Origin of the sequence: Luteolibacter pohnpeiensis (assembly GCF_016595435.1) — a bacterium.
GTDB lineage: Bacteria > Verrucomicrobiota > Verrucomicrobiia > Verrucomicrobiales > Akkermansiaceae > Luteolibacter > Luteolibacter pohnpeiensis.
Map to the genome: position 1 here is coordinate 1 of NZ_JAENIJ010000018.1, position 23,919 is coordinate 23,919.

Consider the following 23,919-nt stretch of genomic DNA (forward strand, 5'->3'; position numbering starts at 1 on the left):
TGACCCGATTGACCCGATTGACCCGATTGACCCGATTGACCCGATTGACCCGATTGACCCGATTGACCCGATTGACCCGATTGACCCGATTGACCTTGCCCTGACAGGGCTTCATGAAATAGCCCAAGGTGAAACCTTGGGGATATCACCAGAAAAAATCCCGAGCCCTGAAAGGGCGATACCAATACGCCGCCATCGGTGGGAATCGGCCACATCAATCCAACGCATACCGACTAACCCATGACCGATCCGACGCCCGATTGGCCGCTGCCGTTTTACTTCAACGGTTATGAAATGCCGAAATGGACCGCCCAATGGCACCTTTGTTCCCTCGGTGAATATCTCAACCATTTCCGCGACGAGTGGGACGAGTTCGTTGGCTTCCAACACATTTGGCAGCTCCAATGCCGACTGGATCATGAGAAAACTGTTGAGAGTGAAGACCCTCTCATTTTCCAAATTTTCGCCCAACAGGTTCTCATCTGCCTGATCGAAAACCGGCCTGCGATTTTGGAGCAAATCACCAACGCGACTCACAGCGAAACATCTGCTGAAGAGGTCTATCACGGTCTCATCAGCGGCATTGGCGCCATGCTTGATCACGTCAAAACCGACGGCTTCGCTTATTGGACGAGCGGCAACGATGACGACCTCGCCGAACTCCGCTCGCTGATCCAGCATCATCAATCGCCTGACGGATTGGAACCACCCCATGCAATCCAAAGACGATCCGAACAGGAACGACGAATCCAATCGCAGCAAAAAGAACTCCGCTACTTGGCACAATCGGGTCTCCTGGACAAACCGTTGCGGAAGATCGCGAATCAGGTATCAACTCCATAGCATTTGCTTTGATCTCCGATTTCCAACCGCTCCGCATCCTCCTATTCGCGCTCGGCAGCGCGGGCGATGTCCATCCGCTTATCGGGCTTGGCATGGAGCTCAAACGACGGGGGCATGAAGTTTTCGTCATCACCAATCCGGTTTTTCGCAGCCAGGTCGAGCATGCTGAACTTTCGTTTCGCGCACTCGGCACGGAAGAGGAGTTCGAACTCACCACGAACGACCCCGACCTTTGGCATCCGCTCAAGGCATTTCCGGCGGTGGTGAAACGCGCGGTCCATCCAAGCTATGCGCCGATTCTGGAAATCAGCCGCGAGCTGCACCTCGCGGGAAAAACCATTCTCGTCGCCAGCTCGTTGGCATTCGGTGCCCGCACCGCGCGCGATTTGTTAGAAATTCCTTTGGTCAGCATCCACCTCGCGCCTGCTCCGCTGCCATCGGTATTTCGTCAGCCGGAAATTCACGGCATGCCCTTCGGAAATGCCGCGCCGGTATTTCTGAAGCGCCTCCAATGGTGGCTCGCTGGCAAAGTTGTCGACCGCCAGATCACTCCGGAACTCAATCGATTTCGAAAAAACCACGGGCTCGCTCCGGCTAAAAATGTTCTCGCCGACTGGTGGCATTCGCCCGATCGGGTGATCGCACTTTTCCCCGATTGGTTCGCGCCCGCCCAACCGGATTGGCCGAAGCAATTGGTGCAAACCGGTTTCCCGATGTTCGATGGAAAAGGCAGCAAACCTATCCCGCCCGCGCTGACAGAGTTTCTCGATGCCGGTGAACCGCCGGTGATTTTCACCCCCGGCAGCGCCAATTCGCAGGCCGCCGAGTTCTTTGCAGAAGCAGCCGAAGCGCTCCGATTGACCGGACGACGCGGGGTTTTCATCAGCCCTTACTCCGATTCGATTCCTGAGAACCTGCCACCTGGAGTCATCCATATTCCTTACGTTCCGTTCAGTGAAGTCCTCCCCCGAGCGGCGGCTCTCGTCTATCACGGCGGCATCGGCACCTGCGCCCAGGCCCTTCGCGCGGGAATTCCTCAATTGGTGCAACCGCTTGCTCACGATCAATTCGATACCCTGTCGAGAGTCCGCGAACTTGGCGTCGGGCTCGGCTTGGTGCCGTCGAAATTCAAACGCCACGCCATCGCGGAAAAACTTCATCAGCTCCTCGACGACCCGTCTTATCGCAACCAGGCCCGCGCGATTTCATCCAGGTTCGATAGCGACAACTGGCTGAAAATCACTTGCGAAGCGATCGAATCGACGAATCTGACGATTTGATCAAAAATCGATTTCCGTCCGGCATTTGCGAGGCTAGGACTCTCGAATGTCATTGGCACTCAAAGCGCCCGTCAAAGTCGGGATCATCCCGACCCACATCAAATTCTTCGAAGGACTTGCTCCTGGATCGGACGGAAAGCTGCCGCGCAACGATGAGGGAGTCATACTCACGGTCGCGGAAATGGAGCGATTTTGCGAGCAATCCCCGGTCCGCCCCAGTTGTGTGCAGATCCCGGTTTTTGCCGCCACCGATCCCGGAGATTCGGAAGAATTGATGGCCGGGCTCCGCGCGCTCGGGTTGGAGGTGCAGCTGATCCTCATGGTCGGCGGTGCGAATCCGATGGACCCTGCAGACGAAGACGCCGTGGTGGGGCAACTGGTGACGCTTTTGAAAAGTCCACTCGCTCGCGGCATCAAGCACGTTTCGTCGACATCGATCGAGGAATGGCTGAATGGTCGGCCGCGCTTGGAGGGTGAAGCCTACGAGGCTGCCGTCGCCCAATGCGTCCGCGTCCACACCCGCGCTTACGAAGAAGCGGGCCTCGCCAACTCAAGCATCCGCCATTGGCATCTTGAGTTTCTGTGCCCGGGTGAGTTTACGACTTTCACCGATGCCAGACGCTGTTGGGACGTGGTCGCCGCTGCGAATCAGGCACTGGGAAAAACCTTCTTCAAGGTGCTTGTGGATGCCGCCCACTGTGGCGACTCCGACCTGAGCATTCCGGAAAATGAACAGCTAATTGCAGAAATTGCCGCAGCCGACGAGCTGGGGGTTTTCCACTGTTCAGCCAAATCCACCCGTGGATGTTTCTCGACCGATGACGGCTGGATCGGCGCACTTCTCACCGCCGCCGCCAAAACCGGAAAACTGGAATACGTGTTCGTGGAAATCCTTCACCATCAGGACCCCATGCTCGAACCCTTGCGACAGCGCGATCCCAACCACGCGATCGATACCACGGACGGGCGCAGTTACACGCAGACCACCATCGACGCTCTCACCGACACCACTCATCGGCTTAACAACCTCGTCATGCGGGGAATTTTCAAGTGATTGACCGATGAAAAGCATCCACGGCGCAGCATCGTATCAGCTGGAATCAGATCGGGTTCGGCTCGCCATCGCGCGCGCAGGCGGCCACCTCGCTCCGGTCGAATTCCGATTGGGAGGCCATCAGGTTTCGCCCTATGCGCTCGCGCCGTGGCAACCCGGTGAAGTTGATCCCGAGCTACCGGTTTTACTGAAAAGCCTGCGCGGCGACTTCCTCTGTTTACCTTTTGGTCCGCAGGAAAACGGCCCACCTCATGGTGAAACCGCGAATGGAGATTGGCAGGAAATTGGCCGATCCGATCATTCACTGACCCTGGAAATCCAAGCCACCGATGTCGGCGCCCGGGTGACCAAAACGATCGAGCTGAAACCCGGCCAAACCGCGATTTATCTGGAACACCAAATCGATGGGTTGGTCGGTGATTTCAACTACGGCAGTCATCCGATTCTCGATCTTTCATCGGAGAAAAACGGGCGCATTTCCGTCAGTCCGTTTCGCTGGGCCTCGGTGTATCCCGGATTTTTCTCGGATCCAGCCGATGGCGCGAGCCAGGCGCTCAAACCGGGAACGCACTTCGCCGATTTGTCATGCGTTCCGCTCGAATCCGGTGGCGAAACCGATCTTACCCGCTTCCCGGCTCGCGCAGGAAATGACGATCTCGTCATGATGGTGAACGAGCCTTCCACTCCGGAGCAACCGTTCGCTTGGTCGGCGGTTTCGCTCGAAGGTTACGTCTGGCTTTGCCTCAAAAACCCGGCCGATTTTCCATCGACTTTGCTCTGGCTTTCGAATGGCGGTCGATCCGCCGCGCCTTGGAACGGTCGCCACGTCGGCAAGCTCGGCGTCGAGGAAGTGTGCTCGCATTTCTGCGATGGCCCGGCCATTTCGCGGCAGGATTTGTTAGCCAAAGATCGCATTCCGACCAGTCGCCACTTCACGGGCGACAGGGTGAACCTGCGGCTGATCCAGGCGGTCGCGGCGATTCCTGAAAACTTCGGGCGCGTCACCCGTATTGTCCCCGCCGGTGATCGGCAAATTCGCATCGTCGGCGAGACCGGTTGCGAAGTCATCGAGTCAATCGATTGGCGTTACGTGATTTGAGCGATCCGCCCGTTCAAATCGAGAAAGTTGAACTACCGGCTTGCGTCGGGAAATTCTTGCGCTCAAATAGGCATTCCAACGAAAAAACCCACTTTTTCCCACATTATCAAACCCATGACCCATCCCCGCACCACTGAGGACCTGTCAACAACCACCTCGAATTTGAAGGCTTTGATCGACGGTCACCTTGAAGACACCGGCGGTTTGTTGCGACTTTCTCCAACCTGGGTGCCGCGCTCATTTCTGCAGCCCGGACTTCGCATCAAGCTGCACCCGGACGACACCTACGCCTACGGTCTGAGCCGCGGCGGCATCGACGAACGTTGGTTCGGCTCCACCACGGAAACCGCCAACGAAGGTCGTGCGGCGGATGAGGGACTTTCCTACGTCGTGGTCGGGAAAGAGCGCTTCACCCTGCGCGACGCGATCGCCGAATCCGGTGCCGGGATTATCGGCAAAGCCTTGTGGGACAAATACTCCAAGTGGCCGGTTTACTCGAAATTTTTCGATAACATGGGGCCGATTCCGCACCACATGCATCAAAGCGCGGAGCAGGCCGCGCTGGTCGGCCAGGAAGGCAAACCGGAGTCCTACTATTTCCCGCCGCAACACAACAACGTCGGCAACAATTTCCCCTACACCTTCATGGGCTTCGAGCCCGGAACGACGCGCGACCAAGTCCGCCGCTGCATCGAAAACTGGCAAAAAGGTGAAAACGGCATCCTCGATCTTTCCAAAGCCTACCGCCTGAAAATCGGCACCGGTTGGTTGATCGATCCCTGCATCCTCCACGCGCCCGGCTCGCTCTGCACCTACGAGCCGCAATGGGGATCCGATGTTTTCGGAATGTATCAAAACCTGGTCGAAGGCCGCGAGGTTCCGTGGTCGCTGCTGGTGAAAGACATGCCCAAGGACAAGCACCACGACATCGATTTCATCGTCGACCAGCTGGATTGGGAGAAAAACACCGATCCGAATTTCAAAGACAACCACTACCTGGAGCCGGTCACTTCCGAGAAAGGCGAAGGTTACCACGACAAGTGGATCGTTTACGGCAAAGTCGATGGCTTCCAGTATTTCACCGCCAAAGAGCTCACCGTCGAGCCGGGCGCAACCGTCACCATCAAGGACAATGGCGCTTATTCCTTGATCGTCGTCCAGGGCGAAGGATTTGCCAACAAACTGCCGCTCAATTGCCCCAAGCTGCTCCGTTTCAACGAGCTGTCGCAGGACGAATTTTTCGCCACCGAGTCCGCTGCCAGAGAAGGTGTCACTTTCAAAAACACCTCCGCCACCGAGCCCCTGGTCGCACTGCGCTACTTCGGCCCCGAAGTGAATCCCAACGCCCCTGCCATGGGTGCTTACAAGCACCAGTCCTGAAAACTGGAAACACAAACCCAACCACGTCTCCGATGAAACTTCACAACGCCATGTGGCCTGGCTTGGTCGGCAAAGAACCCGGCACCGACCATCCACCGATTTCCCTCGATCGTATGATCGAGCTCACCACCTCCGCCGATGTCGACGGACGGGAATTTGACGGCATCGATCTTTTCCTGTTTCACCCACACCTTGATCCCGATGCCTCGGATTCGGAAATCCGCGCATTGGCCGACAAAATCGCGGCTGCGGGATTGAAGGTTGGCTCGCTCGTTGCCCCGGTCTGGCCAGGCACCGTCGGAGCCAGCGCTTTTGGATCGGCCGACGATCGCAAGAAATTTGTCCTCGCGATTGAGAAGGCCTGCCGCATTGCCAAGATTCTCAATGAACACGGTGTCCGCGAATACGGGGTCATTCGAATCGATTCCGCAGGCGGGGTCAGCGATTGGGCCCAAGACCCGGTCGGCAACACCAAGAAGATCGCCGAAACCTGGCGCGAAGCCGGAAAAATCGCGGAGCAAGCTGGCGAACGGCTCGCCGCCGAAGGCGAAATCTGCTGGGGCGGCATGCATTCCTGGAAGGCCATGCTCGATACGCTGGAAGCCACCGCGATGCCAAAGGTCGTTGGTTTTCAGGCCGATCTTGCCCACACTTACCTCTACCTGATGGGCTACAACGCGCCCGAAGCGGCCTTGCTTCAACCCGGCTATGGCAGCGAGGAATTCTGGCCAGCTTACAAAATTCTTACCGACGCCTTGCGCCCGTGGACCCTCGATTTTCACGTCGCCCAAAACGACGGCAGCGTTCACGGAACCGGCTCCCACGATAAGACCGGCCGTCATTGCCCGGCGGACGATCCGAATGGAAAACTCGAAATCGCCAAAGCATCGAGCTATTGGCTCAAGGACGCCGACAAGCGCGGCATCAAGCACATCTGCTGGGACGGTTGCATGTTTCCGAACGAAACCCTCGAGTCGGCGGAAACCTGGAAAACGATTCTCGCCACCATGATCAAGGTCGACGAAGCCTGAGCCAAGGAACCTGGCGAACTCCCACGCTTCCTTTCATTCTCGAAAACCCAATCTCACTTTCATGTCCAAAAAAACTATTCGCATCGGCCTCATCGGCTATGGCTTCATGGGCCGCACCCATTCGAACGCCTATTCCCAGCTTTCCCATTTTTTCGACACCGAACACGTGCCCGTCCGGCAAGCCGTTTGCGGTCGGAATCGGGAACAGGTCGCAGCCTTCGCCGAAAAATGGGGCTACGCGTCCTATGAAACCGACTGGCGCGAATTGGTGAAACGCGACGACATCGATGCGATCGACATTTGCACCCCGAACGACTCGCACGCAGAAATCGCGCTCGAATGCATCAAGCACGGCAAGATGATTCTCTGTGAAAAGCCACTCGCGCTCAACGGCGCCCAAGGCGAGGAGATGGTCAAAGCGGTCGAGGAATCCGGATTGCCGAATCTGGTTTGGTATAACTACCGATTTCTCCCCGCCGTGACTTTGGCGAAGAACATCGTCGCCGCTGGCGAGCTTGGCCGGGTGTTTCACTACCGCGCGAATTTCCTGCAGGACTGGACGATTTCCTCGGATTTGCCACAAGGCGGAGCCGCGCTTTGGCGCTTGGACGCCGCTGCCGCGGGGTCGGGCGTCACGGGCGATCTGCTCGCGCATTGCATCGACACCGCACGCTGGATCAACGGCGAAATCGTTTCCGTTTCGGCCATGACCGAGACTTTCATCAAGGAACGCATTCACACTGCGACCGGTGAAAAGATGCCGGTAACGATCGACGATGCCTGCACCTTCATGGCGCGATTCGCCAATGGATCGCTCGCGGTTTTCGAATCGACCCGCTACGCTCGCGGCCACAAGGCGCTCTACACGTTTGAGATCAACGGCGAAGAAAAGTCGCTTTCCTGGGATCTGCACGATTTGAACTACCTCTCGTATTTCGATCACGGCGTGCCCGGCGATCGGCGAGGCTGGACCAAAATTCACGCAACCGATGGCGACCATCCCTACTCCGGAAACTGGTGGGTGCCCGGGCTTTCACTGGGATACGAACACTCCTTCGTTCACGGACTCGCCGAGTTTTTCAAATCGCTCGACGATCCATCCAGCGAGAAACGTTTCCCGGATTTCCGCCACGCGCTCGGCACTCAATATGTTTGCGATGCCGTGCTCGAATCCGCCAAAACCGGGCAATGGGTCGATGTGAAATCGTGCTGATGTTCGGTTATTTTGAAATCAGCCGCACCGCTGTTAGGGATAACCGACTCGGGGTCACCGCAGTTAGGGGATCATCCGATCATCGCGGCGAATCATGGCACTTCATTCAGGAGCCAATGGCCTTCAAATCATGAATTTCACCGTAAGAGTCGAGGTTGAAACAAGGCCTCACATTGACAGTCCACCAAGGACGGGTTTAACTCCGCGTGAATGATCGTTTGCCAGTGGCTTCTGACGTTTCTGCTCGCGTTTCTCTCTCTTGGATGTGGGAATTATTTCCATTCCAACGAGGCTTGGAAATCCGCCATCGTCAACCAGACCTCAAAGCTCGGCTATCGCAATTGGATCGTCATTTCCGAAGCATCGTTCCCCGCGCAAAGTCGCCAAGGCGTCCGCCAGATGACGGCTTCCGCTGAAATTCCTGAAGTCGTCGACTATGTGATGAACACCCTGGAGCAAACCCAGGCGGTGAGTCCGAAAGTATATCTAACAAGAGAGCTGCGCTCTGTGGAAAACGACTTCGCTCCGGGCATCGATGAATACCGCCAGAAAATCGAAGGATCACTCCACGGCCACGAGGTGACCGAGCTCGAACAGCAATCGCTCATGACCCTTTTGGAGGATGCGAGCCGCAGCTACAATGTGCTCGTGATTCGCACGCCGACCGCCCTTCCCTACACCACGGTCTTTCTCGAATTGCAGCCCGGATATTGGGATGCGGACTCCGAACAGCGGCTGCGCGATCAAATCCAGCGCGAAAGGATGCAAAAAATCTCGCTCCCGATTCCGTGAGGTGCATTCTCACCGCGTGAGCCGCAAAGACGAAGAACTCCGCATCGATCGCGAAAACGCCTGGATAGGCGACGCCGTTCTCGCGCTATTCGCGCGGGAATTCGTGCTGCGTGAACGCAAAACCATGGATGGTGAGTGGTTCACCCGCCTCACCTCCAATGAATTTCTCAGCGCCTTCGGCAACCCGACCCGGGTCGAGGCGTCGATTGGAAAGCTTTACCAGTCCGGCGGCATCGAGGCTGCATTTGCCTGGATGAACGCGGAATTGGTGCCGTTGTTCCGTAAGCAGATTGCAAAACGCCCTTGAGTTTCGGCAAATTTCCTAAGATCTGCCGTTTTTGGGCATTGCTTGATATTTAAGAAATGCTTTAGATTTTTGGTCAAGGCGCGACGGTAGCGTTGCAGCTCCGTCTTGAACCGCCGCCTCGACCAGAATCCAAGCGTTACCGTGTCAAAATCCGCCAACAAACCACTCAAAATTCTCATCGCCTGTGGAGGCACCGGCGGCCATTTGTTCCCGGGAATCGCTGTCGCCGAATGCCTTCGCGCACGCGGCCACGATGCCCTGTTGCTCATTTCCGAGAAGAAGGTCGATTCGGAAGCCTCGGCGAAATACACGCACTTGAAATTCGAGCGCGTCCAGGCAGTCGCCAAACCGCCGACGCTTTCTCCGCGCATGCTGCCCTTCCTCTGGAAACTCTGGCACGCGGCGAATCACTCGAAAAAACTGATCCGCAGCTTCGGCGCCGACGCCGTGCTGGGCATGGGCGGCTTCACCTCGCTGCCGCCGGTTTACGCCGGATCGAAGCTCGGGCTGAAAACTTTCATCCACGATTCCAACGCCCGCCCGGGTCGCTCGAATGTGCTCACCAGCCGATTTTGCACCCAGGTGTTCATTGGCATGGAACCGGCGAAGGCGTTTTTCCCGGATCGCGAAACCGTGCTGACCGGAACGCCGGTGCGGCCGGAAATTCACAACCTGCCGAGCCGCGAGGAAGCGGCGGAACGGTTCGGGCTCGATCCCGCGAAGCGCACCATCCTCGTCACCGGCGGCAGCCAGGGCGCCCAACGGCTCAACGAACTTTGCGCGGAAGCGGCGGCGAAACTTCCCGAGGAGATTCAGGTCCTGCACATCGCCGGAGCCAAAGACTACCCACGCGTCGCGGAAATTTCCGCCAGCCGCCCGAATTGCAAGGTGCTCGGGTTTTGCGATCAGATGCCGTCTGCCTACGCGCTGGCCGATCTGGTCGTCGCCCGTTCCGGCGCATCCAGTTTGACCGAGATTTCGCTCGCCGGAATTCCATCGATTCTCGTGCCCTATCCGTTTGCCGCGGATGATCATCAGACGCGCAATGCCGAGGTTTTCGCCAACGCCGGCGCGGCCGAGTTGATCCAGCAACGCGATCTGACGCCGGAAAAACTCGTCAGTTTGACCTCTTCCATCCTGAACGACTTGCAAACGCGCGAGCGCATGGCACAAGCCGCGCGCGCACTCGCCGTTCCGGACGCCGCCGATCGGGTCTGCGCCGCCATCGAAGCTACCCTCGCCCCCTAATGACCGATCTCTCCCAACGACTCACCGACCGCAAAACACCGCTCAACATTCACCTCATTGGCGTTGCCGGTTCAGGCATGAGCGGCCTCGCCCTGTTATTGATGGGAATGGGGCACCACGTCAGCGGCTCGGACAAAGTCACCACGGCGGAAACCGATCGCATGCAGGGCCTTGGCCTGGTATTTTCTTCCCCTCCATCCGCCGCCGGGGTGAAAGGCGCGGAGCTGGTCGTTTATTCGTCCGCCATCAAGCCGGACAACCCCGCGTTTGCCGCAGCGAAAAAAGCGAAGATCCCGCTGATTTGCCGCGCGGAATGCCTGGCGGCGATCCTCCACACCAAAAAAGGCATCGTCATTTCCGGCACCCACGGCAAGACGACCACCTCGGCCATGACCTCGCACTTGCTGCGCGAGGCGGACCAAAAGCCATGCCACTACGTCGGCGCGGAAATCCCGATTTTGGGATCGAACGCGAAATGGTCGGAAGAAGGCGTCCACATGGTCGCGGAAGGCGACGAAAGCGACGGCACGCTTGCGCTCTACCACCCGGAACACGCGGTGATCCTCAACATCGAGGCCGAGCACCTGGATTTCTATCGCGACATCGATCACATCAAGGAAGTCTTCACCAAACTGGCCGATCAAACGACGGGTAAAATCGTTTATTGCGCCGAAGATCCCGTCGCCGGTGAGATTTGCGAAGGCCGCGAAAACGCCATTTCCTACGGCTGGGACGACGCGGATTACACCGCCAGTGACATCCGTGAATTGAAAGGATCGTCCGCTTTCACCGTGATGAAAAACGGCGAGCCGCTGGGTGATGTCGAACTCGGCATTCCCGGAAATCACAACATTCTAAATGCACTGGCAGCGATCGCGATCGCCGATTGCTGCGGCGCGGAATTCACCTTGATCGCACGCGCGCTGGCCACCTTCGCCGGGGCAAAGCGCCGTTTCGAAACGAAATACCTTTCGCCGAAATATCGCATTGTCGACGACTACGGCCATCACCCGACCGAGATCGCAGCGACCCTGCAAACGGCTCGCTCATTGAAACCAAGCCGCGTGGTGGTGTTGTTTCAGCCGCACCGATACACCCGGACCCAGGCGCTGGCGGAGGACTTCGGCAAGGTGCTGCAGGAAGCCGATCTGGTTTTCATCACCGATGTTTACCCGGCTTCTGAAGCGCCAATTCCTGGGATCAGCGGCCAGACTTTGGTCGATGCGGTTGAACGAAATGGCGACATCCGCGTGGTTTCCGTGCCGGATCTGGCCACCGCCCACCACACCGTAGGCAATGCTTTGGAAACCGGCGATCTCCTGATCACGCTGGGCGCTGGCAACGTGCATGAGGCCGGCCACCGCATCGCGGGCGATCTGAAGATTCTCGAAGAAATGGAAGCCCTCATGCCCGAGGGCGAAATCGAAGGCCGACTTTACGAGCCGATGAAAAAGCACACGACGATGCTCGTCGGTGGCCCGGCGCAATATTGGATCGAGCCGCACAGTTTTTACGGCTTCGCCTTCCTCGTCGATTACTGCCGTGGCCGTGGCATTCCGGTGCGGGTGGTCGGTCGCGGATCGAACCTGCTGGTGCGCGATGGCGGCATCCGCGGTGCGGTCATCCACCCGACTGGCGGCGCTTTTTCCGAAGTCACGATCGATGGCAAAGGCATGGTCACTGCAGGTGCTGGCGTGCGGTTAAAAAAACTGGCCAGCGTTGCCGGCGGCCATGGGATCGGCGGTTTTGAATGGATGGAAGGCATTCCCGGAAACGTCGGCGGCGCACTGCGCATGAATGCCGGGGCGATGGGTGTGGAAACGTTCGATCAAGTCGTGCGTGTCACCTTCCTCGATGAAGATGGTGTGATCCGGACTCGCGAACGCGAAGAGATCGTCGCCAAATACCGCAACGTCGCCGAGCTGCGGCGGAATTTCGCCCTTCAGGCGGTTTTCAAAGGCAAAGCGGACAAGCCGGAAAACATCAAGAAGCGCTGGGAGGATTCGCGTGAAAAACGCAAAAACTCCCAACCGATCGCTGCCTCCGCTGGCTGCATTTTCAAAAACCCGGAATACATCGCCGCCGGTCGCTTGGTCGACTCAATGGGTCTCAAAGGCACCACCCACGGCAACGCTGCGGTTTCGGAAACTCACGGCAATTTCATCATCAACCAAGGCGGCGCGACCGCAACCGAGGTGCTGGAATTGATCGATTCGATCAAAGCGCAGGCCAAGGAGCAGCGTTATGTCGATCTGGAAACCGAGGTAAAGATCCTCGGCGAGGAAGAACCCACTTTTTAAATCCGTTAACAGTCCACGGTCATGTTCAAACAAAAGAAAATCGTTGTGCTGATGGGCGGCCCCGGGGCCGAACGCGAAGTGTCGATCGCCTCCGGCAAGGCGGTCCTGAAGGCGCTGCAGGATCTCGGTTGCCAAGCCGAGGGCCTCGAAGTCACGGATTTCACGGTTGAGCAACTACCGGAAGGAACCGAACTGGTTTACAATCTAATTCACGGAACCTTCGGCGAGGACGGGCAGTTGCAGGCATTGCTCGACAGCCACGGCATCGCCTACACGGGCGCGGGCGCGGAAAGCAGCCGGATTGCCTTCGACAAAAATCTGGCCAAGGAAAAATTCCTCGCTGCCGGTGTTCCGACTCCAAGGTCTGAAACGATCAAGCTTTCTCCGGGCTTGCTGCCTGAACTGACGATCAAGGCACCGCTGGTCATCAAGCCCCCGCGTGAAGGATCGAGCGTCGGCGTGCAGATTGTCCGCGATCAAGCGGAGGTGCCCGGTGCCTTGCTGAAAGCGGCGGAGGTTTACGACGAAGTGCTGATCGAGAATTTCATCGAAGGCAAGGAACTGACCGTCGGCATCGTCAACGATCAGGCCATGCCCATCGTCCACATCGCGCCGAAAGGTGGCGGCAGCTATGACATGGCGAACAAATACCCCTGGCTCAGCGGCGCGGCGGGCAGCGATTATTACTGCCCGGCGGATCTCGATGAAGCTACGACGCTCGCCGTACAAGAAGCGGCGTTGGCGGCCCATCGCTCGTTGAGCATTGAGGCCTATTCGCGTGTCGACGTCTTGTTAGACTCCGAAAACCGACCATGGGTGCTGGAAGCCAACACCATCCCGGGCATGACCGCGACCAGCCTGCTGCCGAAGTCCGCTGCGGCGGGCGGCATTCCCTTTCCCGCACTTTGCCAGACTATCGCTGAAATTTCCCTTCAACTCCGATCCTGAACCGCGCGGCTGTGGCCGCCAACCGATGCCATGAGAAAGACCACCCGACTCCGCAAACGTCCGCGTTCGAACGTGCTCGAAGTGCGCGTCATGTCTCCGCGCATCGCCTGGCTGCAATTTGTGGGATTTCTAGGCGGCCTGTTCAAAATCGCTTGTGTGTTTGCCGTGCTCACCGCCGCAGGCTGGGGCGTCTGGCGCGGTATCCAGCGGGCGTTCTATCAGAATCCGGATTTCACGCTGCAAGTCATCGATCTCAACCCGAATCCGGCGGTCGATGAAATGGGGCTTGTCCGCACGGCGGGAATCGATCTCCAAGCCAATCTGTTTTCGTTGGATGTCAAACAGATCGCCGAGAGCCTGGAAAAACTTCCGTCCATTTCTTCCGCCACCGCGGAAAGGCATTTACCGAACACACTCGTCGTGCGCGTGAAGGCCCGCGAACCACGGGCATGGGTGGTTGATCAAAACAGCCATGAGGTCATTGAACGCAAACCCGGCGCACTGCTGGTCGATCAACATGGATCGATCTTCCCCTGCGCGGAGCACCAATTTGATGAAGCCGAACAGTTACCGGTGGTCCTGATTCCCGTTTCGCCAGAGCATCCGCTGATTGCCGGCGGCAAGATCACCCAGTCACAACTCACGCATTGCTTCCGTCTGCTGGACGCGGCCTGTGCTGAGGACCCGCAAGCCATTCACTGGATCGAATCGATCAGCCAGTCCAACGAATGGTCGCTGTTGCTCGTCACCCGTGGTGGCACCGCTGCGACTTTCAGCCTGGGTGATCATCAACGCCAGATCGCCAATCTGCGTGCCGCTTTGGACCACGCGCATCGCCAGGGTTACTCCATTGCCACGATCAATTTGATTCCGCGCGAAAACGTGCCAATCACTGTGCGTGACGAAACGGTGCCACGCGCCATTCCCGTCCCAGAACCTACTGCCGGAGAAATCCGCCAAGATCGCCGCAGCCGCGACTTGGAAGCCCTCCTCAACCGCTGATCCCCGCACCTTCCACCCATGCCACGTCGCACCAAAATTCACGTCGGTCTTGAAATCGGGACCAGCAAAACCTGCTTGGTTGTCGGCGAGGTCAAGCCTGATACCGCAGTGAAAATTCTCGGCATCGGCGTCACCAAAACCGCCGGCGTTCGCAAGGGCGAAATCTACGATTTCCCACAGGCTCGGGCTTGCCTGAAGGATGCCCTGGTCAAAGCGGAAGACGCCAGCGACGTCGAAATCGGTTCCGTTTTTCTCGCCATCACCGGCTCCCACATTCAAGGCGTCAACAATCGCGGCACCTTTCGCTTGCCGGAAGGCGAGCCCACCGTCGCCCCGGAGCATGTCAAGGAAGCGTCGGAAATCGCGCGCGATGTCCACATCCCGCCGGACCACGTTTACATTCACAACATCATCCGCAATTACCGGTTGGACGGATTGGAACACCACACCAGTCCGGTCGGGCTTTTCGGCAAAACCGTGGAGTCGGATTTCCACATCGTTCACGGCATCGGCACGCGCATTCAAAACAGCATCAAACTGGTTCGGGAAATGCCGCTCGAAGTCGACGATGTCGTCTTCTCTCCCATCGCCACCGCCCAGCTTGCGCTGGATCGCGAGCACCGCGACCGTGGCGCATTGGTCATCGACATCGGCGGCGGCACCACTGACTACGCGCTCTACCTCGATGGTTCGATCGCCGCATCCGGCTGCATTCCCGTCGGCGGGGATCACGTCACCAATGACATTCACCTCGTCACCGGTTTGCCATTTTCCAAAGCCGAGAAGCTGAAAATCCTGGAAGGCGACGCCTCTGCCGACCCCGCCAGATCTTTGGGCACGGCCAAACTGATCGACGATCGAGGATTTGCCGAAGTGGAAGTTCGAAGGTCCATCTTGAACGAAGTCATCCGCCAACGTTTGGAGGAAACCCTGAAGCTCGTTTACCACCGGCTACCGGAAGGCGGCGTCGAAGCGATCGGCTCCGGTGTGTTTCTCACCGGCGGCACTTCGCTCATGCGCGGCTTCAGCGAGCTCGCATTCGATGTTTTCAAACGCGATATCTATCGCCCGGAGACCCCGGAAATCAGCGGCAATCGCAATAGCTTCAAGGATCCGAAATACGCGACAGCGATCGGCCTCATCCGTTACGCGCAAATCCTCGAGACCGAGCGCGCCACACCGCCCGGAATCATCAAAAAAATCAGCCGACTGTTTTGGTTTGGGAAATAGGTAGGAGCAACAAACCATCAAACCCCCAACAACATCATCCATCTGGGAGCAAAGCTACGGAGCCAACATGATCTGGAAGAACGGTTGCTCGACTTCGCTACCCGTGTCATTACACTTGCCCGCTCGTTGAATCAGGACCATGCCCAACGTCATGCAGCCAACCAAATCCTTCATTCGGGCACTGCACCACCATCTCGTCATTTGGAGGCTCAATCCGTCGAATCGCTTGCGGAAAAGGGCCCTCATTAACCACCATCCACTTCGTCGTTCGATCCTGGACGGTCGATGTTCAATTTTCATTTCCCACCACCCATGATTTCTTACACCCGAGACCCTCAACAAACGATCCCTACTTCATCCGTCAAAATCATCGGCCTTGGCGGTGCGGGGGCGAACATGCTGGAACGCGTCGCACTCGACGGTCTGGAAGGCGCTGAATTGCTTGCCACCAACACGGACATCCGCGCCCTATCCGCTTTTGTGGGCGGACAGAAAATCCAGCTCGGCCGGAATTTGACCAAAGGCCTTGGCGCGGGCGGTGACCCGGAACTCGGCCAGCAGGCGATTCTCGAAGCGGAGGACGAAATCCGCTCCTCCCTCAAAGGCCGCCGAATCGTTTTCCTGTGCGTCGGCCTCGGCGGTGGAACCGGTTCCGGCGCGGCTCCCATCATCACCCGCATCGCTCGAGAAGAAGGAGCGTTTGTCGTGGTGTTTGCCACCATGCCGTTTGCTTTCGAGGGCCGTCGCCGCCGTGAACAAGCCGATACCGCTCTGAATGAACTGGCGGTGCTTTCCAATGCGCTGGTCACTTTCGATAACAACCGCATGGGTGAACTCGTGCTCGCCAAACAAGGCATTCACGAAGCGTTTTCCGCAGCGGACCACATGATTTGCGAGTCGATCAAAGCCGTGATCCGCTTGGTCATTCGCCCCGGATTGATCAACGTCGGCTTGGACGATCTGATGAGCGCGCTGCGCACCAACCGGTCCCGTTGCCTATTCGGCTCAGGCTTGGCCAAAGGCAAGGATCGCGCCGCGCGAGCACTGCGCAACGCACTCGCCAGCCCGCTGCTCGATCAGGGCGCGCTGCTCAAGGATGCGCAAACGGTGCTCGTCCACCTTTCCGGCGGCGAGGATCTCACCCTGTATGAAATCGAGTTGCTGATGCAGGGACTGCAGAAGTTTGTGCCGGAAAAAGCCCACGTTTTATTCGGCGCTGCGGTTGATCCTGCAATGGCGGATTCCCTTTCCATCACCCTGATCAGTGCGTTACCGGAAGATCATTTGGCCGCTGCGCCGCGCGATTCACTGAGCAAAGCATCTCGCGAAAATCCATTGCTGGATCCTAGTGACGGATTCACTTCCTACTCCGATCCGGAGCCGGAACCTGAAGAATTTGAGGAAGAACCCGAACCAGAGCCGGAGCCTGAACCATTGGCTAAAGTCGTTCCGTTGACCCGATACGAGCCAGAACCGGAGCCGGAGCCTGAAATCCAGCCGGAACCCGAGCCAGAGCCGGAACCGGAGCCAAAATTCATCCCACAAGCAGCTCCAAAAGAGGAACCACCGGTGCAAGTGGCCCCGGAACCTGAACCCGAGCCGAAACCTGAACAACCCGCTCCATTCATCGCAGATCCAGAAGAGGATGATGAGCCACCTTTCGCCGAAACCACATACGCTCCGCGGAATACCAAGGGCAAAAGTGAGGACGAAATGGACGCATTCACCTTCTTTGACAATCCGGCTCCCGCCAAAGCACCCGCTAAAAAGCTCTGGGGCAAGCCGGTGACTGACGAGCTGCCTGAGCAAAAACCGGCGTCCAGCCAACCAGAGCGGCCACGCGAGGCGATCCCATCCGTCGAACAACCCAAGCTCAAACTTGGTGGCAAACCACCCGGTAACCAAAGCGAGCTATCGTTCGAATCCGCGCCACGTGGTCGATTTGAAGGTCAATCGCCAAACGTAGTCGATGGTGAGGACCTTGATCTCCCACCGTTTCTGCGGAAGAAACGATAAGTTTTGAGAAGCTGATGGGGTGGTGGCACCGGGGATTTCCTGATTTTGCAATTTTTGCGTCAGGTCCTGGAAAATGCCGCCACTTCACCATGACGAATGCCCGTTCCGGTATTTGTCATAAATGAACCCCATCACCTCAAAACTACCATGCTTCGCTCCTCCTTGCTTCTTGGCGCGCTGGTTGGCTTGGCCGCCTCCGCCCATGCATCCACCATCAGTATCAACTTTGTCGGCTACGGCGGTGCCGACGGCACCTTGTTTTCCGATGAAGCTGCTGGCGTTGTGTCGGCTGCTAACTGGAACAACGTGCGCCCGGATGTAGAATCCGATATCAACTACTCCAGCGGTTTCCTCATGGATTCTGCAGGCTCTGCAACCAGCGTCACCATCAGCTGGCTCAGCATCGGTCCATATTATATCTCCACCGGCACGGCCACCGGGGACAATGTGATGTATAATGGCTATCTCGATAACTTCGGTGATTCCCGGACCGTAACCATCAGCGGATTGTCGCCGACAGAAACCTATAACATCTACCTCTATTCGGATGGCGATAACGGCACCAACAGCCGCACCGGCACCTTCACCATGGGAGGCGTCACCACCAGCATCACCGATGATCCGGGGAACTTCGATGGCAGCTTCGTCGAAGTCTCAGCGGGCGCCACGGGAGTCGGCAATTACACCGTTTTCACCCTGACAGGTTCGAGCAGTTACGATCTTACCTTCCACGGCAACACCTCGGACGACCTTCCGCGTGCCGCCCTCAACGGCATCCAGATCGTCTCCGTTCCGGAACCAAGCCTTACCCTTCTTGGACTTCTGGGCCTTGTCCCACTCTTGCGTCGCCGTAGGAACTGATCTCTTTCTTCAAATGCAAATGGCCGCCTCTTCGTCCACCTGGGCGGGGAGGCGGATTTTTTATCTTCACCAAAATTCAAGTGGTTCTGAAGAAAATCCCGTGTTTGGGCGCGAATAGCAGTGAGAGAAAGAAGAACATCGCCTGAACCAATACAATGCAGGCCCCTGAGGCAGCATCGATCTGGAAACTGACCATAAGGCCGATCCACGTGGAAAGGACCGCTGAGGTGATCGCTACGATCAACATCCGATCCAATCGGTCGCACCATAAATGACCGATGCATCCTGGCGCCACCAACATCGCGACCACCAAAATAATCCCCACGGCTTGCAACGACACGACGATGGCCAGAGATAACATGGACAAGAGCAGATAATTCAAAAATCGGTCCGCCAAAGCCATGGCTCGTGCTTGCCCGGGATCAAAACAAACGAGCAATAAATCGCGGCGCAGCATGAGGGTCACTGTCAAAATTGCACCACCCAGGCTGAGGGTTTGGAGAAATTGTGATCGGGTGATACCTAAAATATTTCCCACCAAAATGTGATCCAGATGCATCTCCGAGGGCGTTCGACTGAATAATACCAGCCCGAATGCAAACATGCCTGTGAAGGCCACACCCATCACCGTGTCTTCCTTGATCCGGCTATGCCGCTTGATCCATCCAATGCTGCTGGAGCAAAACAAACCCGCGGCAAACGCTCCGATCAGGAGAGGCAGACCTGTTAGATAAGCCAAAACAATCCCCGGCAACACCGCATGGGAAATCGCATCTCCCATCAATGACCAACCTTTCAAAACCAGAAAGCACGATAGTGCCGCACACATCGCTGCAACCATGGATCCGACCAGCATCGCATCCCGCATGAATTCGAATTCCAAAAAATCCAGCCAGCCACTCATGATTCGATTTGATGCTGTTTTACCATGCGCCGGGCGTGGACAAAGCCATGTTTAGGACTCCAGAAAAATGCGCCGATGAATAGCAATGTCTGGAGTGACACGATGCACCCGCCTGTTGAACCATTCAGATAGTAACTGGCGTAGGTCCCAAGCACCGAGCTCAATAGTCCCAGCAGTGAAGACAGGCCTAACATGCGACTGAATCGATCTGTTAGAAGATAAGCCGTCGCCCCCGGTGTCACCAGCATCGCCACCACCAAGCAGGAGCCAACCGCCTGTAGCGCGGCAACGGCTGTCGCTGCCAACAAGGACAGCAGCAAAACATGAAGCCATCCGGTTCGCAATCCAAGTGCACGGGCTTGGTTGGCATCGAAGCAAAACAACATGAGATCACGCCACTTCAAGCCGAGCACACACAGCGTCACCACGCTGATCGCCAGAACTTGGATCATATCCGGATTCGAAATACCGAGGATATTTCCAAGCAAAATGGTCCGCAGATCCACTCGTGCCGGGTAAAGTGAAATCAGCAACAATCCGGCAGCGAAGAATGTGGTGAAAACGATGCCAATGGTCGCGTCCTCGCGGATTCGTGATTTCGCTTTTACGAAGGCCATCTTACCTGCGGCCATCAAACCCGCGACAAACGCTCCGACTGCAAACGGCAGCCCGAGGATGTAAGCAACCGCAACACCAGGCACCACCGCATGGGAAAGAGCGTCTCCCATCAGAGACCAACCCTTGAGTGTCACAAACGCGGAAAGAAAACCGCAAACACTCCCGATCAGCGCGGTTGATAGAATCGCCCTTACCATGTAATCATACTGGAAAGGGATGAGCAGCTGTTGATATAGTTCACTCATTCACCCAGCTGCGGTTAGACTGCCAAATTCCGTGTAGTTTTGCCCCACCTTGGTATGCCGAAGCATGCCACCAAATGCTTTTGACAAATTTTCTTCCGTGAACACCTCGGAAGTCGGACCACTGCTGATCACCGAACGATTCAGAAGCACCACTTCATCGCAATAATTCGGCACGCTCCCCAAATCGTGAGTGGATACCAATACGATCCCCCCTGCCTGGCGGATCTCGCGCAAGAGTGTGACGATCTCTTTTTCGGTTTTGATGTCCACTCCAGTGAAGGGTTCATCTAACAAAATCACCTGGCCGCCTTGCGCCAAAGCTCGGGCAAGAAATACCCGCTTCTTTTGGCCACCGCTTAACTCACCAATTTGGCGATCTTTGAAATCCCACATGTTCACCCGCCGCAGGCTTTCCTCAACTTTCCTTTTATCGATAGCTCTGGGGATGCGCAAAAAATTCATGGCTCCATAGCGTCCCATCATCGTGACATCCCAAACACTCACTGGAAATTGCCAATCCACTTCCTCCGATTGCGGGACGTAGGCGACAAGCTGCTGCTTGAGCGATTCCCGGACGGGCTTCCCATGGATTTCCACTTTACCTCCACTGGGCCTAACAAATCCCATGATGCTTTTGAAAAGGGTCGATTTGCCACAACCATTCATGCCGACCAGTGCGCAAATCGTCCCGGAGGAAAGCTGAAACGAAACTCGATCCAGTGCCTGGTGACCATTCGGATAGGCCACCGATAAACCGCTGACTTCAAGCTTGGTGGAACTCATTGACTCTTTCCGCTGGTGGTTGAAAAACCTTGAACAATCGTATCCGCGTTCTTTTCAAGAAGCTTGAGATAGCTGGGAGCCGGCCCACTTTCGTCTGTTAGAGAATCCACATAGAGAACTCCTCCGTATGCTGCCCCGGTTTCGGCAACGACTTGCTTGGCCGGTTTGTCACTGACGGTGCTTTCGGAAAAGATCACCGGGATGTGATTTTCCCGCACCCGATCGATGACTTGCCGCACCTGCTGCGGCGTTCCTTGAGCATCCGCATTGATCGGCCAAAGATACAATTGCCGCAGTCCGTAATGATCACAGAGATAAGAAAAAGCACCCTCACTCGTCACCAGCCATCGCTGTGATTCCGGAATTTCCGCCAACTTTTTTCGCACCGGCTCATCCATTGCCTCGATGCGGGCTGAATAGTCTGCGGCATTCCGGTTGTAGATGGGCTCATTGACTGGATCGACTTTTACCAACGCCTTGCGAATGTTCTCCACATAGATCAACGCATTCCCGGGGGACATCCAGGCGTGGGGATTCGGCTTCCCCCGATAAGGCCCCGCAGCGATCCCCATCGGTTCGATGCCATCTGTTAGAACAGCACTCGGAACATCATCCAGTTTTTGAAAAAATTTCTCGAACCATAATTCGAGGTTAAGGCCATTCCACAACACCAGATCCGCTCGTTGCGCTTTCACCAGATCCTTCGGTGTCGGGTCATAACCATGAATCTCGGCTCCTGGGCGGGTGATGGATTCCACAACCGCCGCATCTCCTGCTACCTCACGCGCCATATCTGCGATGATGGTGAAGCTGGTCACCACTCGAATCCTGCCATCCGCCACTTCAGGCTGACTCTTGCAGCCCATCAAAGCCCATAAGCCAGCCACCACAAGCACCGCATGGCTGAGTTTGATTCCGATCGTTATAGGTGTCCTTGACATGAATTGACGTAAATTTAGGCATAACTAAATTTAATCGTCAAATCTAATATTTTTACTCAAATCGAATACAAAAAAGGAGAGAGCCATAGCCCTCTCCTTTGATTTTATCGAAATGCGGATCGTTGGAGTTATTCGGTGACCCAAAAGGTGAGCGTAGCGCCATATTCGGTCCCTTCAGAATAGCCTTCGCCTGTTTCTTCAGGAGCATCGACATGGACGGCGATCATGTATTCATCGGGTTGGCTGATTTCGAAAACAGCCCCGCCGTTGGCAGCCGTGCGTGTCTCGAGCTTTGGATCCAGATCTGCGCCAAAAGGATTACCACGTGGAATGCAGGAAATGAGCGCGTCGTTCAGCGGTTCACCTTTGAAAAGCACTTTCACCAAAACCTTGCCTTCGCCCTTAAGTCTCGTTGGGTCATCCAAGGGAATGATCTCCAGCGGAAGTCCGTCGGGTTTGACGATCGTGGCAGTTCCAGGGGCTGAATCGGATCGGCCCGATGCAAAATACGTCTTCGCCGATTTGATGGCGCGTTTTGGCGCGTAGCTGACGATCGCATCGTAGGTGTGAATCAACCGATAGAGCCCGGGTGCCGAGTGATTGATTTTCGCGGTCCAATACCCGCCTTTGGGGTCCAGGCCACGATCAATCAGATCTGGCTTGAGATTGGTCACGGTGCCGGAAGGACCGATCAGTGAAAAAGTCGACCGCTCCAGTGGGATTTTACCCGCCAATTTGAAATCGCGGTGATTGTTCCCGTGATTGCCCAACATCAAATCGGCATAAACCGGCTGACCCGTTTTTACCTCTGACGAAGGCACTTCCACCCAGGAATCGTGACCCTGCAATGGCATGATCCCAACTGCCAGGACCACTAAATATCGTTTTATACTATTCATAACATCAGATGGGGACTACCCAACCCCAGCAAAAAAACTCACCACAAAAAAAGCGTCCGGCAGCGGAATTTCAACTGCGGATTCGCAGGAAAAATTCTCCGCGCTTGCCCACGACGGGCAGCAGGACTTCACTGTCGCATGAATCGCCCGGACGGACGCCAGATTGACCAACTTCGCCCTATTTCCTTCGTTCCCAATGTTGCACCGCATGCCACCGGGTCCGTTTTGGTCTCATTCGGAGATACTCGGGTCATCTGCTCCGCCACGGTCGAGGACGATGTCCCGCGCTGGATGCGTGCCCAGCGGGTGGAAGGCGGCTGGCTCACCGCTGAGTATTCGATGCTGCCGTATTCGACGCTCGATCGGAAGCCGCGTGACATTTCCCGTGGTAAAATCGACGGCCGCTCCTCGGAAATCCAACGCCTGATCGGACGCGCACTTCGCGCCGCGATCGATTTGAAAAAAATCGGCCAGCGCACGGTCTGGATCGATTGCGACGTGCTGCAAGCTGATGGCGGCACCCGCACCGCATCCATCACCGGTGGCTGTGTTGCGGCGGCGATCGCCTTCAATAAATTGATGGCAGAGGGCAAACTGAAAACTTTCCCGATGAAGCAACTGGTGGCCGCAGTCTCCGCTGGCGTTTACGAAGGCGTTCCGGTTCTGGATTTGAATTACCTCGAAGACAAAGCCGCGTCGGTCGATTTCAACGTCGTCATGACCGAGGCATCGGAATTTGTCGAAGTCCAGGGCAGCGGCGAAGAAGCGGTTTTCACCAGCGAGCAAATGACGGCGATGCTGGAGCTATCGAAGAAAGGCATCGCGGATCTGATTTCACTGCAAAAAGCTGCCATTCTGACCGCAGACCGGGCCGCTCCGGCAGATCTCGCTTCGCTTACCGCTGCTTTTGGCAAACGCTGAGCGT

General features: G+C 56.6%; 22 protein-coding genes. 17 read left to right on the forward strand and 5 right to left on the reverse strand.

What is annotated here, in order from left to right; genetic code table 11:
* Positions 1-240 precede the first annotated feature (240 nt).
* From JIN85_RS11880 to JIN85_RS11955, 16 genes are all read left to right on the forward strand, one after another.
* Positions 241-843, forward strand: a complete 603-nt coding sequence (locus JIN85_RS11880) for a hypothetical protein (RefSeq protein WP_200270945.1) — start codon at positions 241-243, stop codon at positions 841-843.
* Between the two features lie 8 nt (positions 844-851).
* Complete coding sequence (locus JIN85_RS11885) at positions 852-2,123, forward strand: glycosyltransferase (protein ID WP_200270947.1); 1,272 nt, start codon at positions 852-854, stop codon at positions 2,121-2,123.
* A gap of 46 nt (positions 2,124-2,169) precedes the next feature.
* Positions 2,170-3,177 carry a hypothetical protein gene (locus tag JIN85_RS11890; protein WP_200270949.1) on the forward strand — a complete coding sequence of 336 codons (1,008 nt, stop codon included), beginning with the start codon at positions 2,170-2,172 and terminating at the stop codon, positions 3,175-3,177.
* 7 nt (positions 3,178-3,184) lie between these two features.
* Positions 3,185-4,276: a hypothetical protein gene (locus tag JIN85_RS11895; protein ID WP_200270951.1), complete on the forward strand. Its 1,092-nt coding sequence runs from the start codon at positions 3,185-3,187 to the stop codon at positions 4,274-4,276.
* 114 nt (positions 4,277-4,390) lie between these two features.
* Positions 4,391-5,656 carry a cupin domain-containing protein gene (locus JIN85_RS11900; RefSeq protein WP_200270953.1) on the forward strand — a complete coding sequence of 422 codons (1,266 nt, stop codon included), beginning with the start codon at positions 4,391-4,393 and terminating at the stop codon, positions 5,654-5,656.
* A gap of 32 nt (positions 5,657-5,688) precedes the next feature.
* Entirely contained in the window at positions 5,689-6,687 is a 999-nt protein-coding gene (locus JIN85_RS11905; RefSeq protein ID WP_234047389.1) for a sugar phosphate isomerase/epimerase family protein, read from the forward strand.
* 61 nt (positions 6,688-6,748) lie between these two features.
* Positions 6,749-7,900: a Gfo/Idh/MocA family protein gene (locus tag JIN85_RS11910; protein WP_200270955.1), complete on the forward strand. Its 1,152-nt coding sequence runs from the start codon at positions 6,749-6,751 to the stop codon at positions 7,898-7,900.
* Between the two features lie 210 nt (positions 7,901-8,110).
* Positions 8,111-8,692 carry an RbsD/FucU domain-containing protein gene (locus JIN85_RS11915; protein ID WP_200270957.1) on the forward strand — a complete coding sequence of 194 codons (582 nt, stop codon included), beginning with the start codon at positions 8,111-8,113 and terminating at the stop codon, positions 8,690-8,692.
* A gap of 16 nt (positions 8,693-8,708) precedes the next feature.
* Positions 8,709-8,999 carry a ribonuclease III domain-containing protein gene (locus JIN85_RS11920; protein ID WP_200270959.1) on the forward strand — a complete coding sequence of 97 codons (291 nt, stop codon included), beginning with the start codon at positions 8,709-8,711 and terminating at the stop codon, positions 8,997-8,999.
* A 141-nt stretch (positions 9,000-9,140) separates the two neighbouring features.
* Positions 9,141-10,247: an undecaprenyldiphospho-muramoylpentapeptide beta-N-acetylglucosaminyltransferase gene (gene murG, locus JIN85_RS11925; RefSeq protein ID WP_200270961.1), complete on the forward strand. Its 1,107-nt coding sequence runs from the start codon at positions 9,141-9,143 to the stop codon at positions 10,245-10,247.
* Positions 10,247-12,547 carry a UDP-N-acetylmuramate--L-alanine ligase gene (gene murC, locus JIN85_RS11930; protein ID WP_200270963.1) on the forward strand — a complete coding sequence of 767 codons (2,301 nt, stop codon included), beginning with the start codon at positions 10,247-10,249 and terminating at the stop codon, positions 12,545-12,547. The genes murG and murC overlap by 1 nt, the downstream gene beginning before the upstream one ends.
* 21 nt (positions 12,548-12,568) lie before the next feature.
* Positions 12,569-13,495, forward strand: a complete 927-nt coding sequence (locus JIN85_RS11935) for a D-alanine--D-alanine ligase (RefSeq protein ID WP_200270965.1) — start codon at positions 12,569-12,571, stop codon at positions 13,493-13,495.
* Between the two features lie 30 nt (positions 13,496-13,525).
* Positions 13,526-14,497: a cell division protein FtsQ/DivIB gene (locus tag JIN85_RS11940; protein ID WP_200270967.1), complete on the forward strand. Its 972-nt coding sequence runs from the start codon at positions 13,526-13,528 to the stop codon at positions 14,495-14,497.
* Positions 14,498-14,515: 18 nt separating this feature from the next.
* The gene (gene ftsA / locus JIN85_RS11945) at positions 14,516-15,727 is read left to right on the forward strand and encodes a cell division protein FtsA (RefSeq protein WP_200270969.1); all 1,212 of its coding nucleotides are present in this window, start codon (positions 14,516-14,518) and stop codon (positions 15,725-15,727) included.
* 312 nt (positions 15,728-16,039) lie between these two features.
* On the forward strand, positions 16,040-17,743 hold the full coding sequence (locus tag JIN85_RS11950) for a cell division protein FtsZ (RefSeq protein WP_200270971.1): 1,704 nt from the start codon (positions 16,040-16,042) through the stop codon (positions 17,741-17,743).
* A gap of 147 nt (positions 17,744-17,890) precedes the next feature.
* Positions 17,891-18,604, forward strand: a complete 714-nt coding sequence (locus JIN85_RS11955) for a hypothetical protein (protein ID WP_200270973.1) — start codon at positions 17,891-17,893, stop codon at positions 18,602-18,604.
* Between the two features lie 76 nt (positions 18,605-18,680).
* Here the strand turns inward: JIN85_RS11955 and JIN85_RS11960 are convergent, their stop codons facing one another.
* The 5 genes from JIN85_RS11960 to JIN85_RS11980 all read right to left on the reverse strand — a co-directional run bounded on the left by JIN85_RS11960 (position 18,681) and on the right by JIN85_RS11980 (position 22,949).
* Positions 18,681-19,508, reverse strand: a complete 828-nt coding sequence (locus JIN85_RS11960; protein WP_200270975.1) for a metal ABC transporter permease — start codon at positions 19,506-19,508, stop codon at positions 18,681-18,683.
* Positions 19,505-20,371, reverse strand: coding sequence for a metal ABC transporter permease (locus JIN85_RS11965; RefSeq protein ID WP_200270977.1), 867 nt, complete (start codon positions 20,369-20,371; stop codon positions 19,505-19,507). The genes JIN85_RS11960 and JIN85_RS11965 overlap by 4 nt, the downstream gene beginning before the upstream one ends.
* Entirely contained in the window at positions 20,372-21,154 is a 783-nt protein-coding gene (locus JIN85_RS11970) for a metal ABC transporter ATP-binding protein (RefSeq protein ID WP_200270979.1), read from the reverse strand.
* The gene (locus tag JIN85_RS11975) at positions 21,151-22,020 is read right to left on the reverse strand and encodes a metal ABC transporter substrate-binding protein (protein WP_234047395.1); all 870 of its coding nucleotides are present in this window, start codon (positions 22,018-22,020) and stop codon (positions 21,151-21,153) included. The genes JIN85_RS11970 and JIN85_RS11975 overlap by 4 nt, the downstream gene beginning before the upstream one ends.
* Before the next feature lie 203 nt (positions 22,021-22,223).
* Entirely contained in the window at positions 22,224-22,949 is a 726-nt protein-coding gene (locus tag JIN85_RS11980; protein ID WP_200270983.1) for a DUF4198 domain-containing protein, read from the reverse strand.
* A 183-nt stretch (positions 22,950-23,132) separates the two neighbouring features.
* On the opposite strand from JIN85_RS11980, the gene rph reads away from it, so the two are divergent.
* Complete coding sequence (gene rph / locus JIN85_RS11985) at positions 23,133-23,915, forward strand: ribonuclease PH (RefSeq protein ID WP_200270985.1); 783 nt, start codon at positions 23,133-23,135, stop codon at positions 23,913-23,915.
* The last annotated feature ends 4 nt before the right edge of the window (positions 23,916-23,919 follow it).